General features: G+C 65.2%; 12 protein-coding genes. 11 read left to right on the top strand and 1 reads right to left on the bottom strand.

The window, feature by feature from the left end:
- Position 1 precedes the first annotated feature (1 nt).
- The 8 genes from VCS63_RS00640 to VCS63_RS00605 all read left to right on the top strand — a co-directional run bounded on the left by VCS63_RS00640 (position 2) and on the right by VCS63_RS00605 (position 10546).
- Positions 2-1090 (top strand): M14 family metallopeptidase, encoded by a 1089-nt coding sequence (locus VCS63_RS00640; RefSeq protein ID WP_149065248.1) that lies wholly within the window; start codon positions 2-4, stop codon positions 1088-1090.
- 276 nt (positions 1091-1366) lie between these two features.
- Positions 1367-3379: a TonB-dependent receptor domain-containing protein gene (locus VCS63_RS00635; RefSeq protein ID WP_104654151.1), complete on the top strand. Its 2013-nt coding sequence runs from the start codon at positions 1367-1369 to the stop codon at positions 3377-3379.
- Positions 3380-3550: 171 nt separating this feature from the next.
- Entirely contained in the window at positions 3551-4324 is a 774-nt protein-coding gene (locus VCS63_RS00630) for an SDR family NAD(P)-dependent oxidoreductase (protein WP_063960218.1), read from the top strand.
- Between the two features lie 39 nt (positions 4325-4363).
- Positions 4364-6574: an alpha-ketoacid dehydrogenase subunit alpha/beta gene (locus tag VCS63_RS00625; RefSeq protein ID WP_323878008.1), complete on the top strand. Its 2211-nt coding sequence runs from the start codon at positions 4364-4366 to the stop codon at positions 6572-6574.
- Positions 6558-7280, top strand: a complete 723-nt coding sequence (locus VCS63_RS00620) for an SDR family NAD(P)-dependent oxidoreductase (RefSeq protein WP_323878006.1) — start codon at positions 6558-6560, stop codon at positions 7278-7280. The genes VCS63_RS00625 and VCS63_RS00620 overlap by 17 nt, the downstream gene beginning before the upstream one ends.
- Positions 7281-7286: 6 nt before the next feature.
- Entirely contained in the window at positions 7287-7988 is a 702-nt protein-coding gene (locus VCS63_RS00615) for a GntR family transcriptional regulator (protein ID WP_042796204.1), read from the top strand.
- Positions 7989-8000: 12 nt separating this feature from the next.
- Entirely contained in the window at positions 8001-9227 is a 1227-nt protein-coding gene (locus VCS63_RS00610) for a dihydrolipoamide acetyltransferase family protein (protein ID WP_042796205.1), read from the top strand.
- 122 nt (positions 9228-9349) lie between these two features.
- Positions 9350-10546: an ABC transporter substrate-binding protein gene (locus tag VCS63_RS00605; RefSeq protein WP_042796206.1), complete on the top strand. Its 1197-nt coding sequence runs from the start codon at positions 9350-9352 to the stop codon at positions 10544-10546.
- 27 nt (positions 10547-10573) lie between these two features.
- Here VCS63_RS00605 and VCS63_RS00600 read toward each other — a convergent pair whose 3' ends face one another.
- Positions 10574-11464, bottom strand: coding sequence for a LysR substrate-binding domain-containing protein (locus tag VCS63_RS00600; protein WP_042797523.1), 891 nt, complete (start codon positions 11462-11464; stop codon positions 10574-10576).
- A gap of 191 nt (positions 11465-11655) precedes the next feature.
- Between VCS63_RS00600 and VCS63_RS00595 the strand changes: the two genes are divergently transcribed.
- From VCS63_RS00595 to VCS63_RS00585, 3 genes are read left to right on the top strand one after another with little or no spacing between them, the layout of a single operon-like run.
- Positions 11656-13125, top strand: coding sequence for an NAD-dependent succinate-semialdehyde dehydrogenase (locus tag VCS63_RS00595; protein WP_301878623.1), 1470 nt, complete (start codon positions 11656-11658; stop codon positions 13123-13125).
- A gap of 17 nt (positions 13126-13142) precedes the next feature.
- Positions 13143-14774, top strand: coding sequence for a GMC family oxidoreductase (locus tag VCS63_RS00590; RefSeq protein ID WP_323878004.1), 1632 nt, complete (start codon positions 13143-13145; stop codon positions 14772-14774).
- Between the two features lie 43 nt (positions 14775-14817).
- The gene (locus VCS63_RS00585) at positions 14818-16020 is read left to right on the top strand and encodes an ABC transporter substrate-binding protein (protein WP_323878003.1); all 1203 of its coding nucleotides are present in this window, start codon (positions 14818-14820) and stop codon (positions 16018-16020) included.
- Positions 16021-16049 lie beyond the last annotated feature (29 nt).

Raw genomic sequence — 16049 nt, 5'->3', positions numbered from 1 at the left:
CATGCAGTCCATCACACGCTATTTCTCATCCAGCTACGCGCAGGCCCGCGACCGCTTCCTGTCCGCCGCGGCGCCCTTGGCCGCGCACGTCCAGTCTTACGCGATCGAGCCGCTGGGCAGCGAAGGCGAACCCCTGGCGACAGACGTGGCACTGATCGGTGACGAGAACGCCGAGCGGCTGCTGATCATGACGTCGGCCACGCACGGCGTGGAGGGCTTTTGCGGCTCGGGCTGCCAGCTCGCGCTGCTGGATGACGCGCCCATGCTGGAGCGGGCGAGGCGCGCGGGCGTGGCGTTGCTGCTGGTGCACGCCGTCAACCCGTACGGTTTTTCGTGGGTCGCGCGCACGGATGAAGGCAACGTGGACCTGAACCGCAATGCGCAACCCTTCGGCAGCCAGGCATTGCCGGCCAACCCCGGCTATGGCCTGGTTCATGGCCTGCTGCTGCCGCAAGAATGGCCGCCCACGGATCAGAACCGGCAGGATCTCGCGCGCCATATCGAGCAGCACGGCCTGCCCGCCGTGACCCAGGCCGTTTCGCAGGGACAGTACACCCATGCCGACGGCCTGTTCTATGGCGGGGATCGTCCCGCGGCGTCGCTTGTGAACCTGCGCGACATTCTGCAAACCCATGCCAGCCGTTATGCACGCATCGGCTGGATCGACGTGCACACCGGCCTGGGACCGCGGGGCCATGGCGAGAAGATCTATGCGGGCCGCCGCGACGAGGCCGAGGTGGCGCGGGCGCGGCGCTGGTGGGGCGCCGATATCGCCGTGCCATACCAGGGCAGTTCCGCCTCGGTGGACATCACCGGCCATCTGGCAGGTCTGATTTACCAGGCCTGCCCCGATTCCGAACCCACGCTGATGGCTTTGGAGTTCGGCACCCAGCCGTGGGCCGACGTGGTTCTCGCGCTGCGCGGGCGCAATTGGCTGCGTGCCCATCCCGAAGCCGGCGATGCGTTGCGGCGCGAGATCCTGCAGGCGACGCTGGACGCGTTCTATTGCGGCCAGGAAGATTGGCAGGGCATGGTGCTGGGACAAAGCCGGGTGGCGGTGCTTCAGGCGCTGTGCGGGCTGCAAGCGTAAGCCCGGAGCAAAACGGCGGCAGCGCTTTTCGGCGGACGTGCTTGGCGCCGGCTGCCTGAGCCGGATGGGGCGTCGGTTGGATGAGTGTCCAAACGGCGCCCTTTTTCTTGCCTTGCAATTGAAATGTTATATCATTTGCTCCTTGTTTGTAATGATATAACATTTAAGAGGGCAAGAATGAACGGCAAGAAGCAGGGGCGGGTGCGGGAAATTGGCGCAAGAGGCGGTCGGCGGGTACGTTTCACGGGCGGCCTCAAGCCCTTGGCCTGCGCACTGATGCTGGCCGCGCCGGCGGCTCAGGCCCAGACGGCGCCGGATGCCGCTGGAGCCAGGACGCTGGCTCCCATCACGGTCTCGGCCAATCCGTTGGGGTTGGACCTGAACAGCACCACGTTGCCGGCATCGGTGCTGGAAGGCGACGAGTTGATCGAGCAGCGCAATGGCACCCTGGGCGACACGCTCAAGAACCTGCCCGGCGTCAATAGCGATACCTTTGGCGGCGGAGCCAGCCGTCCGGTGATCCGAGGCCAGACGGCGCCCCGTGTAAAGGTGCTGTCCGACGGTTCCGAGGTGATGGACGCGTCCGGCATTTCTCCTGACCATGCCGTGACGGTGGAACCGCTGCTGGCCGAGCGCATCGAGGTACTGCGCGGCCCTGCCACGCTGTTGTACGGCGGCGGCGCGATCGGCGGTGTGGTCAATGTCGTGGACAAGAAAATCCCGACGGCGGTACCCGAAAAAGGCATCGAAGCCGAAGCCGAATTGCGCGGCGCCACCGGCACCAAGGAGCGTGCGGGCGCGGTAGGCATCACCGCGGGCGAAGGCCAGTTCGCGGTACGCGTCGAAGGCCTGAAGCGCCGCACCAGCGACTATGACGTGCCGGATTGGCCCGGCGGAAAGCTGGAAGGCTCATACAGCGAATCGTCACAGGGCACGGTGGGCATGTCATGGATTACGCCGCGCGGCTACGTGGGCCTGGCGTTCACGCATCTGGAAAGCAAATACGGGCTGCCTGGGCATAACCACGAATACGAAGGCTGCCATCCCCACGGCACCCATCTGCACTGCGGCGGCCACGACCATGATCACGAAGAAGAGGGGCACGATCACGACCATGATCACGAACACGGTGGCGTGCCCTACGTTAAGCTGCGCAGCAACCGCCTCGATCTGCGCGCCGAATACCAGGATCCTTTCGCGGGCTTCGAAAAAATCCGCGTGCGCGGAGGGTTGACGGATTACCAGCACGACGAGATCGAAGGCGGCGAGGTGGGCACACGTTTCAAGAACAAGGGCTACGACCTGCGGGTGGAAATGCAGCACAAGCCAGTTGCAGGCTGGCGCGGCGTGGTGGGCGTGCAGAATGCCTACAGCGATTTCCGCGCAGATGGCGAAGAAGCTTTCCTGCCGCGCAGCAAGACGCGCTCCTATGGCCTGTTCGTGCTCGAGGAATACCAGCTGAACGATTGGCGCTTCGAACTGGGCGCGCGCCAGGACTGGCAGCGCATCTCGCCCACTGGAGGCGCGCAGCGCAGCAGCCTGTCTGGCACCTCTTTGTCGGCCGCGGCCATCTGGGATTTCGCGCCGCAGTATTCGGTGGCGCTTTCCCTGTCGCGCTCGCAGCGCCTGCCCACCGCGCAGGAGCTGTATGCCGACGGGGTGCACCTGGCTACCAATACGTATGAGCTGGGCAATCCGGACCTGAGCCGCGAGACTTCGCACAACATCGACCTGACCTTGCGCAAGCACGCCGGCGACACGACGTTCTCGGCCAGCGTGTTCCACAACCGGGTGAAAAACTACATCTACGCCAACACGCTGGACCGCTACGAGGATTTCCGTCTGATCGAATACTCGCAGCGCGATGCGGAGTTCACGGGCGTGGAAGGCGAGCTGCGTCACCAGTTCACGCCGGTGTTTTCGGCTGCCGTATTTGGCGACTACGTGCGCGGCAAACTGACCGGCGGCGATGGCAACCTGCCGCGCATTCCGGCGGCGCGCGCCGGCGTGCGCGCCAACATGAAATGGCAGCAGTGGTCGGGCGGCGTCGAGTATGCGCGCGTGTTCGCCCAGAAGGACATCGCCGCGTACGAGGACAGCACGCCCGGCTACAACATGGTCAACGCAGTGGTCGCGTATCGCGGCCAGTACGGCGCCACGGGCTATGAAGTCTACCTGCGCGGCACCAACCTGCTGAACAAGCTGGCATACAACCACGCGTCCTTCATCTCCACGGTGGCCCCGCTGCCCGGACGCAGCGTGCTGCTGGGCGTGCGCATGACTTACTGACGAATCCATCCCAAGCAGCTAATGCGCCATGGCGGAACGGGTAGATCCCGTTCCGCCATTTTTTCGTTCTACGGGTAGACCCCGATACGCTCCCCGTTGACGGCTCCCGGGCCGGGTTCCTAGAATCAAATTTGTGATCACATATCAAAAATAGCATTCAGGGGACGCAGCATGGCCCAACACGATCTCTTCGATCTCCAAGGCAAGGTTGTCTTGATCACCGGCGCGGCAGGCGGTATTGGCGCTGCGCTCAGCCGGGCATATGCCCGGGCGGGCGCGACGCTGGTGCTGACCGACCTGGCGGGGGAAAAGCTCGACGCGCTGGCGTCCGAGTTGCGCGGATCCGGCGCCAAGACCGGAAGCTACGCGCTGCAAGTGGAAGACCGCGCGGCGTGCTCGGCAGTCGTGGCCGAGGCGGTGGCGGCCTTCGGCGGGGTCGACGTGCTGGTGAACTGCGCCGGGGTCAACACCCGCATGCGGCCAGAGCAGTACGCCGAAGACGTCTGGGACCGCATCATCGGCATCAACCTGAAGGGCAGCTTCAACATGTGCCAGGCCGTGCACGCCCAGATGCAGGCGCGCGGCAAGGGCAAGATCATCAATATCGGTTCCATCCTGGCGCTGGCCTCCAATGCCATGACGGCAGCCTACTCAGCCAGCAAGGGCGGGGTACTGCAATTGACCCGTTCCCTGGCCTGCGCCTGGGCCGCCGACGGCATCAGCGTCAACGTTATCCAGCCGGGCTGGATCGACACCGCCTTGTCGCGCCAGGCGCGCGTGGACATTCCCGGACACGCCGAGCGCGTCGTCGCCACCACGCCGATGGGCCGCTGGGGCGAACCCGAAGACCTAGTCGGCCCGGCCCTGTTCCTGGCCAGCGCCGCGTCCGACTTCATGACGGGGGCGAGCGTGGTGGTGGACGGCGGCGTGACGGCGCACATCTGAACGCCTTGCGGCGGCCCGAAAGAACAACGAGGGAACGGCATGCGATTCGAGGAACTCCGGCAGAAGACGCCTGTGCACGAACTGGTGGTGGAAGAAAGCGACTGGGCGCAACTGACGCGCGCCGAGGCGCTGCGCCTGACGACGCTGTTCCTGGCGGCGCGCCGCTTCGAGGAAAAAATCCTGCAGCTGGACAAGCTGAACCTGGTGCACGGACCGGCGCACTCCAGCATCGGCCAGGAAGGCGCCGCCGCGGGCTGCCTTGCGGCCTTGCCGCCGGATACGCTGATGAACGGCACCCATCGCGCCCATCACCAGTGCATCGCCAAGGCCATCAATGCCTTGTACGGCGAGGACCTGGATCCATCCGCGGCGGGCCTGACCCTGGGCATGCGCCAGGAAATCCAGGGGATGATGCATGAGATCCTGGGCCTGAAGGACGGCTGGACCGGGGGGCGCGGCGGCTCCATGCATTTGCGCCGCGCCGAACTCGGCATCATGGGCACCAACGCCATCGTGGCCGGGGGCATCCCGATTGCCTGTGGCCATGCCTATGCGGAAAAGCAGCGCGGCTCGGGCAAGACCATGGTGACCTTCTTCGGAGACGGCGCCGTGCACCAGGGCGCCACCCATGAAGCGATGAACCTGGCGGCGCTTTACGGCCTGCCCATGATCTTCTTCCTGGAGAACAACAAGTACGCGGTGTCCATGAGCGTGGAGCAGTCCACCTACGAAACCGAGCTGCTGACGCGGCCCCAGGGCCACGGCATCGCGGGGGTCAAGGTGGATGGCATGAATCCCTTTGCCACCTGGCTTGCGACGCGTTGGGCGCATGAGCATATTGCCCGCGCGGGTCGGCCGGCCTTCATCCTGGCCGAGGTCTATCGCTACTATCACCAGAGTTCGTCGATTCCAGGCAGCGCGTTCGGCTACCGCACGCGCGAAGAAGAAAACGCCTGGAAGGCGCGCGACCCCTGGCTGTTCCTGCAACAGGAGCTGAAGGCTCGCGGCATCCTGCGCGAGAACGAACTCGCGGCTGTCGACGCCACCGTGACCGACGCCGTGGAGGCTGCCGCCGCGTCCTGCATCGAAGGCACCGGTTCGTCGGCGCGCATAAAGGCCAGCCTGTGGCCCGCCGCGGCCAGCGTGGACGAGAACCTCAATAGCGACATGTCGGAGTTCGAGGGCGTGCGCTATGCCGAGGCCGAGGACTATGCGCCCGAGGACATGGAACCTCTGTCCTATATCGAGGCGATGTCCCGGGCCATGGGGGCGCGCATGGCCGAGGACGACAGCATCCATGTGTTCGGCGAGGACGTGGCGAACATGGGCGGCGGCACGGTCGGCGCCACGCGTGGGCTGACCGAGAAGTTCGCCGGCCGGCTCGTCAACACGCCCATTACCGAAAACGGATTCTGCGGCCTGGCCACCGGCGCGGCCCTGTCGGGGCTGAAACCCGTGGTCGAACTGATGTACAGCGACTTCTTCCTGGTGGCGGGCGACCAGTTGCTGAACCAGGCGGGCAAGATCCGCCATCTGTTCAATGGCACGGCTGCAGTGCCGCTGGTACTGCGCGCCCGCATCCCCGGGCCCGAAGGCTACGGCTCGCAGCATTCCATGGACCCGGCTGGGGTATTCGCCCTGTTCCCGGGCTGGCGCATCCTGGCGCCTTCCAACGCCTTCGACTACGTCGGCCTGATGAACTCGGCACTGCGTTGCAAGGACCCCGTGCTGGTGATCGAGCCGCAGCAACTGCACAAGCGCAAGACACTGGTGCCCAAGGACCTGGACTATTACATCCCGATCGGCCGCGCCAAGCGCGTGCGCGAGGGTGACCAGATCACGCTGCTGACCACCCTGACCATGGTGGAAGAATGCTGCCGCATGGTGGACGAGACGGGCATCCGCGCGGATGTCATCGATCTGCGCACGCTATCGCAACGCGATATCGATTACGACACTATTGGCCGTTCGGTCATGAAGACGGGCCGCGTCGCCATTGTCGAACAGACCACGCGGGGCGCCAGCCTGGGCGCGCTGATCGCGGATGAGATCCAGCGCCGCTATTTCGATTATCTGGATCAACCGGTCAAGCGCGTCACCGGCCGCTGGGCGCCGCCCGTGGTTTCGCAGGCGCTGGAGCGCGCCGCGCTGGCAGGCGAGGACGACATCCGTTCCCTTATCGAGGAAATGCAGGCCGACAGCGCGCTGTCGGCGGCCCATTCGGAGAGCGTTCATGCCGCGCGCGCTTGAGGGCAAGACCATACTGATAACGGGCGCGGCTGGTGGAATCGGCCAGGCGACCGCGGAGGTGTGCGCGGAGCAGGGCGCTTCGCTGGTGCTGGCGGACCGCGAGGCCCCGCAGGAACTGGCCGAGCGTTTGGCACGCGACGGCGCGCAGGCACGCGCCATCGCGTTCGACGTGACCGACCGGGCCGCGGCCGAGGCCGCCGTGGCGGCTATTCCGCGCCTGGATGCATTGGTGGCCAACGCGGGCTATTGCCCCTGGGACGATTGGAACGAGACAGGCTGGGACGAGGTTTTCCACCAGGTCATCGATATCAACCTGCTGGGGCTGATGCACTTGACGCGCGCCGCGTTGGCAAAGATGAGCGCGCAGCGCGCCGGCCGCATGGTGCTGGTGTCTTCCGTGGCGGCGCGCATGGGCGGGCTGGCCGCCAGCCCGCATTACGTTGCGGCCAAGGGCGGCACGCACGCCTTCGTCAAATGGCTGGCCCGCAAGGCGGCCAATTCCGGGGTTACCGTCAACAGCGTCGCGCCCGGCGCGACCGAGACGGGCATGACCCGGGGGCAGACTTTCGATGCGAATAGAATTCCGCTGCGGCGCATCGCCCGGCCTCGCGAAATCGCCTTGCCCATCGCCTTTCTCTGTTCCGATGGCGCGAGCTACATCTGCGGCGCCACCCTGGACGTGAACGGTGGCGTCTACATGAATTGAGACGACATGGACAACAGCACACTGGAAGGCCTGCTCGACAAGCAGGAACGCATCACCGTCGCGGACCAGATCTACCAGCGGACCCGCGAGCTTTTGATGAGCGGCGCCGTGCCGCCAGGAGAAAAAGTCACGTTGCGCGGCCTGGCTTCGGTACTGAATACCAGCCCTATGCCGGTGCGCGAAGCCGTCAACAAGCTGGTCGCCGAAGGCGCGCTCGAAATGTTGCCCAGCCGTGGGTTGCGCGTGCCCAAGCCGGGTTTGACCAAGTTCCGCGAGATCGTGCGCATCCGCTGCTGCATGGAGGGCTTTGCTGCGGCCGAGGCCACCAAGATCATGACGGATGCGACGGTTGCGCGTATCCAGCGCCACGCCGACGAGTTCGACAAGCTCGGGCATCAGCGCAAGATCGATACCTTGAAGACCATCGAGGCTAACCGCAACCTGCATTTCACGCTGTACGAGGCCGCGGGCATGCCGCTGCTGGTGACCATGATCGAGAACATCTGGCTGCAGATCGCGCCGCTGTTTTCGCTAAGCATGGGCAGCAAGGACCGCAAGTCGGAAAGTTGGGAGTCCTTCAGCCATCACACCGCCCTGCTGGATGCACTGAAACGCCGCGACGCCGAAGGCGCGCGCGCGGCGATCGTGGCGGACATTTCGGACGCTGCCCTGTACATCGAGAAGACAGGCAATCTGGCCAACACTTAGAGCGAGTAAGACATGGATATCGAGGTCGTGATGCCCGCCATCGGCGCGGGCACAACGCAGGGCAAGATACTGCAATGGTTGAAGCAGTCCGGCGACACGGTCAAGGTAGGCGATATCCTGGCCGAGATCGAAACCGACAAGGCCGTCATAGAACTGGAAGCCCTGGATGACGGCGTGCTGGACCGCATCCACGTGCCCGCAGGCGATACCGAGGTGCCGGTGGGGGACGTCATTGCGACGCTGATGCGCAAGGGGGCCGGGGCGCAGCCACCCGCCAACCCGCCGCCCGCCGCCGCGCCGGTCAGCGCGCCCATTGCGGCGCCCGCCCCGGTTGCCGCTGTCGCCGCGCCTGCCGACGCCCGCTCCGGCCTCGCCGAGCATCGCCTGTTCGCCAGCCCTTCGGCGCGGCGCCTGGCGCGGGCGCTGGGCGTGGACTTGCATGCGCTGGCAGGTAGCGGCCCGAATGGCCGTATCGTCAGGGTAGATATCGAGAACGCCGCGGCCGCGCGGCCCGCGCAGTCCGCGCCTGCCGTTGCGGTTCCTGCCGGCGCCGCGCTGCAGCCGCATACGCCCATGCGGGCCACCATTGCGCGCCGCCTGGTCCAGTCCAAGCAGCAGGTGCCGCACTTCTACCTGACGGTCGATTGCCGCATGGATGCAATGATGGCCGCCCGCGCCGCGCTCAATGCGCGTGGCCAGGCCGCGCCGGAGCCCGTGCGTCATTCCCTGAACGACCTGCTGGCGATGGCAGTAGCGCGGGCGGTGGCACGGGTGCCGGCCATCAATGCGCAATGGACGGACGAAGGCATTGCGCGGCTTGCCCAGGTGGACCTGAGCATAGCCGTGGCGCTGGATTCCGGACTTATCACGCCCATCGTGCGCAATGCCGACCGCAAGTCCTTGAGCGAGATCTCCGCCGAGATCGCGCAACTGGCCGAGCAGGCGCGCCGAGGCCGGCTGCGGCCCGAACAATACGAAGGCGGCAGCCTGACGCTGTCGAACCTGGGCATGCATGGCGTGCGCGAATTCGCCGCCATCATCAATCCGCCGCAAAGCGTCATCCTGGCCGCGGGCGCCGTGGTCAGACAGCCCGTAGTCGACGGCGACGACATCCGCGTGGGCCATGTCATGAGCCTGACGCTGTCGGCGGATCACCGGGTGGTTGATGGCGCCTTGGGCGCGCGCTTCCTCGGCGCGGTAAAGCAGTTGCTGGAGAATCCGATCGAATTGATTCTCTAGCGTCCTGGGCGGGACCTGGACGATTTCCACGGCATCAGCGCGCAGGGTGGACCGCGAACGGCACACAGACCGAGGGCGGAAGCAAGTCGAAGCAGCATTACAAAACGTCTGGAGACAAGGTAATGAAAAAGCAGAAGCAGCTATTCCACATCGCTTGCGCGGCCGCCTTCATGGCCATTGCGCCGGGTGCGTGGGCACAGGCCGACATCAAGATCGGCTACAACAGCGACATGTCGGCCAGCGGCTCGGCCGACTTCGGCGTGTCGGCCCTGTCGGGCGCGCGCCAGGCCGCCGAAGAGATCAACGCGGCTGGAGGCGTGCTGGGGCGCAAGCTGGTCATCGTGCCGCGCGATGACGTGGGTTCGCCGCCCAAATCGATCCAGAATGCCAACGAACTCGTGGACAACGAGAAGGTCGTGGCGATGCTGGGTGGCGTGAACTCCGGCAATATGCTGGCGTGGTTGCATATCGTGCAGCAAAAGAAGGTCCCGACGATTTCGCCGTCGGCCACGGCCACCGAAATCACCAACCGCTATAGCAAGGAACCGGCGAACTACATCTTCCGCGTCTCGATGCGCGACCTGGACCAGATTACGCTCCTGGCCGCCTATGCGGCCAAGGCCACCAAGAACAAGAAGATCGCCATCATCGCGGATACCACCGGCTACGGCCAACAGGGCGCCAAGGACGCGGCGCACGTGCTGGGCCTGTACGGCATCACTCCGGTCGCCAACGAGAAGTTCGGTCCCAAGGACACGGACATGTCGTCGCAGCTGAACAAGATCAAGGCCGCGGGCGCGGATACCGTGATTGTCTATGCGCTGGCGGACGCCAATGGGCACCTGATGCGCAGCCAGGAAAAGATCAACTACTTCCCGGTGACACTGGGTTCCTGGGCCAACCTCAGCCCTCCGTTCCTGCGCATCGCGGGACCGGAACTGGCCAAGAAGATGATCTTCACCGCGTCGATCACCGAGGACTCCACCCCGCAATCCCGCGCCCTTTACGACGCCATCATCAAGAAGGAAGGCAAGCTGCCGACCTATGTTTTCGCCGCCCATGCCTATGACTCGGTCAAGATCCTGGCCGCCGCGATGACCCAGGCCAATTCGACGGACGGCGAAAAGGTGCAGCAGGCGCTGGACAAGCTGGGCAAGGTCGATGGCGTGATCAAGACCTACGCGCCGGCCTTCACCAAGGAAAACCACGAAGCGTTGTCCTACCGCGATTTCCGCCTGGTGCGCTGGATCGACGGCAAGGTGGTGACCGTGGATGACGAGGTCAGCCGCAGCATCAAGCCGGAAGAGCTCAAGCAGTAAGGCGGGTGTCAGCGCCGGCTCCTGCGTTCAGGGCTGGCGCTTGCTCAGGTGGTTGACGAAGAGCTTGGCGGCGGTGGGCAGGGCGTCGAAAGAGCGCACGCAGATCTGGATCTGGCGCCGTGCCCACGGCTCGGTCAGCGGAATGATGCGGATGTCGAACATGACCGAGTAGCGGCGGGCGATGTCCAGCGGCAGCACGCCGATGCCCAGCCCCGAGTTCACCATGAAGCACAGCGCGTCGAAGCCGGTGACCTGCACCTTGAGCTGGATATTGCGCTTTTCGTCGCTGGCCGCGTTGGACAGGATGCGGTTGATCGCGCTGCCGCGATGCAGGCCCACAAAGTCGTGTTCCAGCGCATCGGCGAAGCGGAATCCCGGTTTGTCCTGCAAGGGATGGTCGGCGGGCACCACCAGCGCCAGCGTGTCTTCGCGGTAGGGATGGATCTCCACGTCGTGGTCTGGCGCGGTGCCGGAGAAGATGCCCACGTCGGCCGCGTTTTCGGCGACCGACTTGATGATCGTGGAGGTGATTTTCTCTTCCAGGTCGACCTGTACGTTGGGATAGTCGTTCAGGAAGAGCTTGATGTCCTGGGGCAGGAACTGGGTGATCGCGGAAATATTCGCATGCACTCGGATGAAGCCGCGCAGGCCGCGCGAGTAATCCCGCATGTGCACGGAGATTTCGTCCAGCTCATGCAGGGCGCGCCGCGCCATGGTGGACAGCGCGATGCCGGCCGGGGTGGGGCGGATGCCTTTGTTGGTGCGGATGAGCAGCCGGATCTTGAGGTTCTCTTCCAGCTCGCTGATCCGCTTGCTGATCGCCGCCGCGGCGATGTGTTCGTGCTCGGCCGCCGCGGCGATGGTGCCTTGCTCGACCACGCTGATGAAGAGCTTGAGGGAGGTGGGATCGAGACGCATGGCAAGGCGGGCGGGAAGGCGGACGAGACGGTCCATTGTAGCCATGCCGGGTTTTGTCATCGCGGATGGCGATGGCGGCATCGCTAATCACTGCTGTTGCGGAGGCCGCCGCCAGGGCTATCCTCCCCAAAAAATTTCGCCCGGCCCCAAGCGCGGACCGTGCGGAGCATGACGGATGGAGCGCGAGACAAATGAATCTGCAGAATAGCCAGCTGCTGCGGCAGCAGGCCTACATCGGCGGCGCCTGGTGCGACGCCGACAATGGCGCCACCATCACGGTGCGCAATCCCTTCGACGCCAGCGTGCTGGGCACGGTGCCCAACCTGGGGCAGGCCGAGACCGCCCGTGCCATCGCGGCAGCCGATGACGCCCTGCCGGCCTGGCGGGCCAGGACAGGCAAAGAGCGTGGCGCCATCCTGCGCAAATGGCATGCGCTCATCGAGGCGAACGCCGACGACCTGGCCCTGCTGCTGACGCTGGAGCAGGGCAAGCCGCTGGCCGAGGCCAGGGGCGAACTCAACTACGCGCTTTCCTTCGTGGAATGGTTTGCGGAAGAGGCCAAGCGCGTCTACGGCGATGTGCTGCCCCACACCCGCGGCGATCAGCGCATGCTGGCCATCCGCCAGCCCGTGGGCGTGTGCGCGGCGATCATCGCCTGGAACTTTCCCTCGGCCTTGGTGACCCGCAAGGTCAGCCCTGCATTGGCCGCCGGCTGCACCGTGGTGCTCAAGCCGTCCGAGCTGACCCCCTTTACGGCGCTGGCGCTGGCCTGGCTGGGCGAGCAGGCCGGCATACCGCCGGGCGTGCTCAACGTGGTCATCGGCGACCCCGCGCCCATCGGCACGGAGCTGACGCAGAACCCCACGGTGCGCAAGCTGACCTTTACCGGCTCCACGCAGACGGGCCGGCTGCTGATGCAGCAAAGCGCATCCAACATCAAGAAGCTGTCGCTGGAGCTGGGCGGCAACGCTCCCTTCATCGTGTTCGAAGATGCCGACCTGGAGGAAGCCGTGCAGGGCCTGGTGCTGTCCAAGTTCCGCAATGCCGGCCAGACCTGCGTCTGCGCCAACCGCGTCTACGTGCACGCCAGCGTCGCCGATGCCTTCAATGAAAAATTATTGGCGGAGATACGCCGCATGAAGGTAGGCGGAGGCCTGGAAGACGGTGTCACGCAGGGACCGCTGATCGACCGGCGCGCCGTGGACAAGGTGACCCGCCTGGTGGACGACGCTACCGCGCGGGGCGCGCGCCTGCTGGCTGGCGGCAAGCTGCGCGAGCCCGGTACCCTGCTGTACGAGCCGACGTTGCTCACAGGTATTACGGATGTCATGGAACTTGCGCACGAAGAAATCTTCGGGCCGGTGGTGGGCATCAGCACCTTCGAATCCGAAGCGGCCGTGCTGGCGCGCGCCAACGACAGCGCCTCGGGCCTGGCAGCCTATTTCTATACCGCCAACCTGGAACGGGTCTGGCGCATGATGGAGGGGCTGGAGTACGGCATCGTCGGTGTGAACACCGGCGCCGTGTCCAACGAGGTGGGCCCGTTTGGCGGCATCAAGGAGTCGGGCGTGGGCCGCGAAGGCTCCAAGTACGGCATCGAAGAGTTCCTGGAAATCAAGTACGTCTGCCTTGCCGGCAAGTCGTTCAACGCGATTCCCTGACGCCCGCGGATCCAGACATGAGCCAAGCACAGCCCTCCCTCCGCGATGCGGATCAGTTCGATTATGTGATCGTGGGGTCCGGCGCGGCCGGTTCCATCCTGGCCAACCGCCTGAGCGCGGACGGTTCCACCGTTTGTGTGCTGGAGGCGGGTCCGCCGGACCGCAGTCCCTATCTGCACATTCCCGCCGGCTTTATCAAGGCGGTGTTCAATAAGAAGTACGCCTGGCAGTTCAGCAGCGAAGGCACGGCGCAGACCAACGGGCGGCGAGTGCCGATTCCGCAGGGGCGCACCCTGGGCGGTTCGACTTCCATCAACGGCCTGGTCTACAACCGCGGCCAGGCGGCGGATTTCGATCATTGGGCGGCGCTGGGCAACGCCGGCTGGTCCTATGACGAGGTGCTGCCGTACTTCAAGTCCATGGAACGGCGCGTGGGCGGCGAGGACCGCTACCGCGGCCGCAAGGGCGAGCTGCCGGTTACGGACATAGACTGGATCCATCCGCTGTGCGAGGCCTTCATTGCCGGGGCGGTGGAGCAGGGCATTCCCCGCAATCCCGACTACAACGGCGCGGAACAGGCCGGTGTGGGTTACTTCCAGCGCACTATCGACCGCGGCTGGCGCATGAGCACGGCCAAATGCTTCCTCAAGCCCGCCATGGGCCGAAAAAACCTGGAAGTGCGGACCTACGCGCAGGCAACGCGCATTCTGTTCGACGGCGGCAAGGCGGCGGGCGTCGCCTACTGCCATCCGGCGCATCCTTCGCAAGTCCGCGCGGTGCGCGCGCGCCGCGAGGTGATCGTGTCCTGCGGCGCGATCAACACGCCGAAACTGCTGCAGCTATCCGGCCTGGGGCCGGCAGAGCTGCTGCGCCAGCACAACATCGACGTGGTCTGCGACCTGCCCGGCGTGGGCGAGAACCTGAGCGACCATTATTCGGTGCGCGTCGTTGCGCGCGTGAAGAACAGCCAGACCATGAACCAGCTGGTCAAGGGACTGAGCCTGGCCGGCCAGATCAGCCGCTGGCTGATGAAGCGTCCCAGCATCATGGCGTTGAGCCCGTCGCTGCTGCACTACTTCTGGAAGTCCACGCCGGACTTGGCGCTGCCCGACCTGCAAGGCGTTTTCACGCCCGCCAGCTACAAGGAAGGCTATGTGGGCATGCTGGACGACTTCCCCGGCATGACCGCGGGCGTCTGGCAGCACCGGCCGGAAAGCCGTGGGCAGGTGCGCATCCGCTCGGCGGACCCGCTGCAGGATCCCGTGATCCTGGCCAACTACCTGGAGAACGAGCGCGACCAGATGACGCTGGTGCGGGGCATCCGGCTGGCGCGCCAGCTGCTGCGTTCGCAGGCCCTGTCGCCGTACTTCGAAAGCGAGGTATTGCCCGGCCCAATGTGCGAATCCGATTCCGAACTGCTGGATTTCGCGCGCCGCTATGGCGTGTCGTCCTATCACGTCAACGGCACGGCCCGCATGGGGCAGGCCGATGACAAGTACGCGGTGGTCGATCCACAGCTGCGGGTGCACGGCGTTGGCAACCTGCGCGTCATCGATTCCTCGGTGATGCCGGCCATGCCTTCGGCCAATATCTGCGCGGCCACCATGATGATCGGCAACAAGGCAGCCGACCTCATCAAACAATCCTGAATTGCCAATCAGCGGTCACCAGAGTGATCCAGAAGGAGACAAGATGTACCTCAAGCATTTCCCCAAGACGATGAAATCCCTGCTGCTGGCGGCGGCGCTTGCAGGCGTCAGCGGCGCCGCCTTGGCCGACGACATCAAGATCGGCTTCAACAGCGATATGTCGGCCACCGGTTCGGCGGACTTCGGCATTTCCGCGCTGGCGGGCGCGCGCCAGGCGGCCGACGAACTGAACGCGGCCGGCGGCGTGCTGGGCAAGAAGGTCGTCATCGTCGAGCGCGATGACGTGGGCGCGCCTCCGAAGGCCATCCAGAATACGAACGAGCTGGTCGACAACGTCAAGGTCAACGCCATGCTGGGCGGCGTCAACTCCGGCAACATGCTGGCCTGGCTGCATCTGGTGCAGCAGAAGAAGATCCCGACGATTTCGCCGGTGGCCACCGCCACCGACATCACCGGCCGCTACGCCAAGTCGCCGGCCAACTACGTGTTCCGCGTGTCCATGCGCGACCGCGACCAGATCGCGCTCCTGGCGGCCTACGCCGCCCGCGCCAGCAAGACCGGCAAGGTCGCCATCATCGCCGACACCACGGGCTACGGCCAGCAAGGCGCCAAGGATGCGGTCGAGATCCTGGCCCTGCACAAGATCACGCCCGTGGCCAACGAGAAGTTCGGTCCCAAGGACACGGACATGTCGTCGCAGTTGAACAAGATCAAGAGCTCGGGCGCCGATACGCTGATCGTCTACGCCTTGGCGGATTCCAATGCGCACGTCATGCGCAGCCTGGAAAAGATCAACTACTTCCCGACCACGCTGGCCTCCTGGGCCAACCTGAGCTCGCCGTTCCTGCGCATCGCCGGTCCCGAGCTGGCCAGCAAGATGATCTTCACGGCGTCGATCACGGAAGACTCCTCGCCGGAATCCAAGGCGCTGTACGACACGCTGATGAAGCGCGATGGCCGGGTCCCGACCTACGTTATGGCCGCGCAGGCTTATGACTCGGTCAAGCTCATTGCCGCGGCCATGGAGCAGGCTAAATCGGCCGAAGGCGAGGCGGTGCAGGCGGCGCTGCAGAACCTGGCGCAGGCCAAGGGCGTCATCAAGACCTACGAAAAGCCGTTCACCGCGGAAAACCACGAAGCGCTGTCCGTGAAGGACTTCCGCCTGGTGCGCTGGATCGACGGCAAGGTGGTGACGGTCGATGACGAGTACACCCGCGCCATCAAGCCGGAAGACCTGAAGCTGTAAGGCGGCGCGGCAACGATAAGGATCTCTCC

It is taken from the genome of Achromobacter sp. D10 (assembly GCF_035282245.1).
Taxonomy (GTDB): domain Bacteria; phylum Pseudomonadota; class Gammaproteobacteria; order Burkholderiales; family Burkholderiaceae_B; genus Achromobacter; species Achromobacter insolitus.
This window is presented reverse-complemented; position numbering and strand designations above follow the sequence as displayed.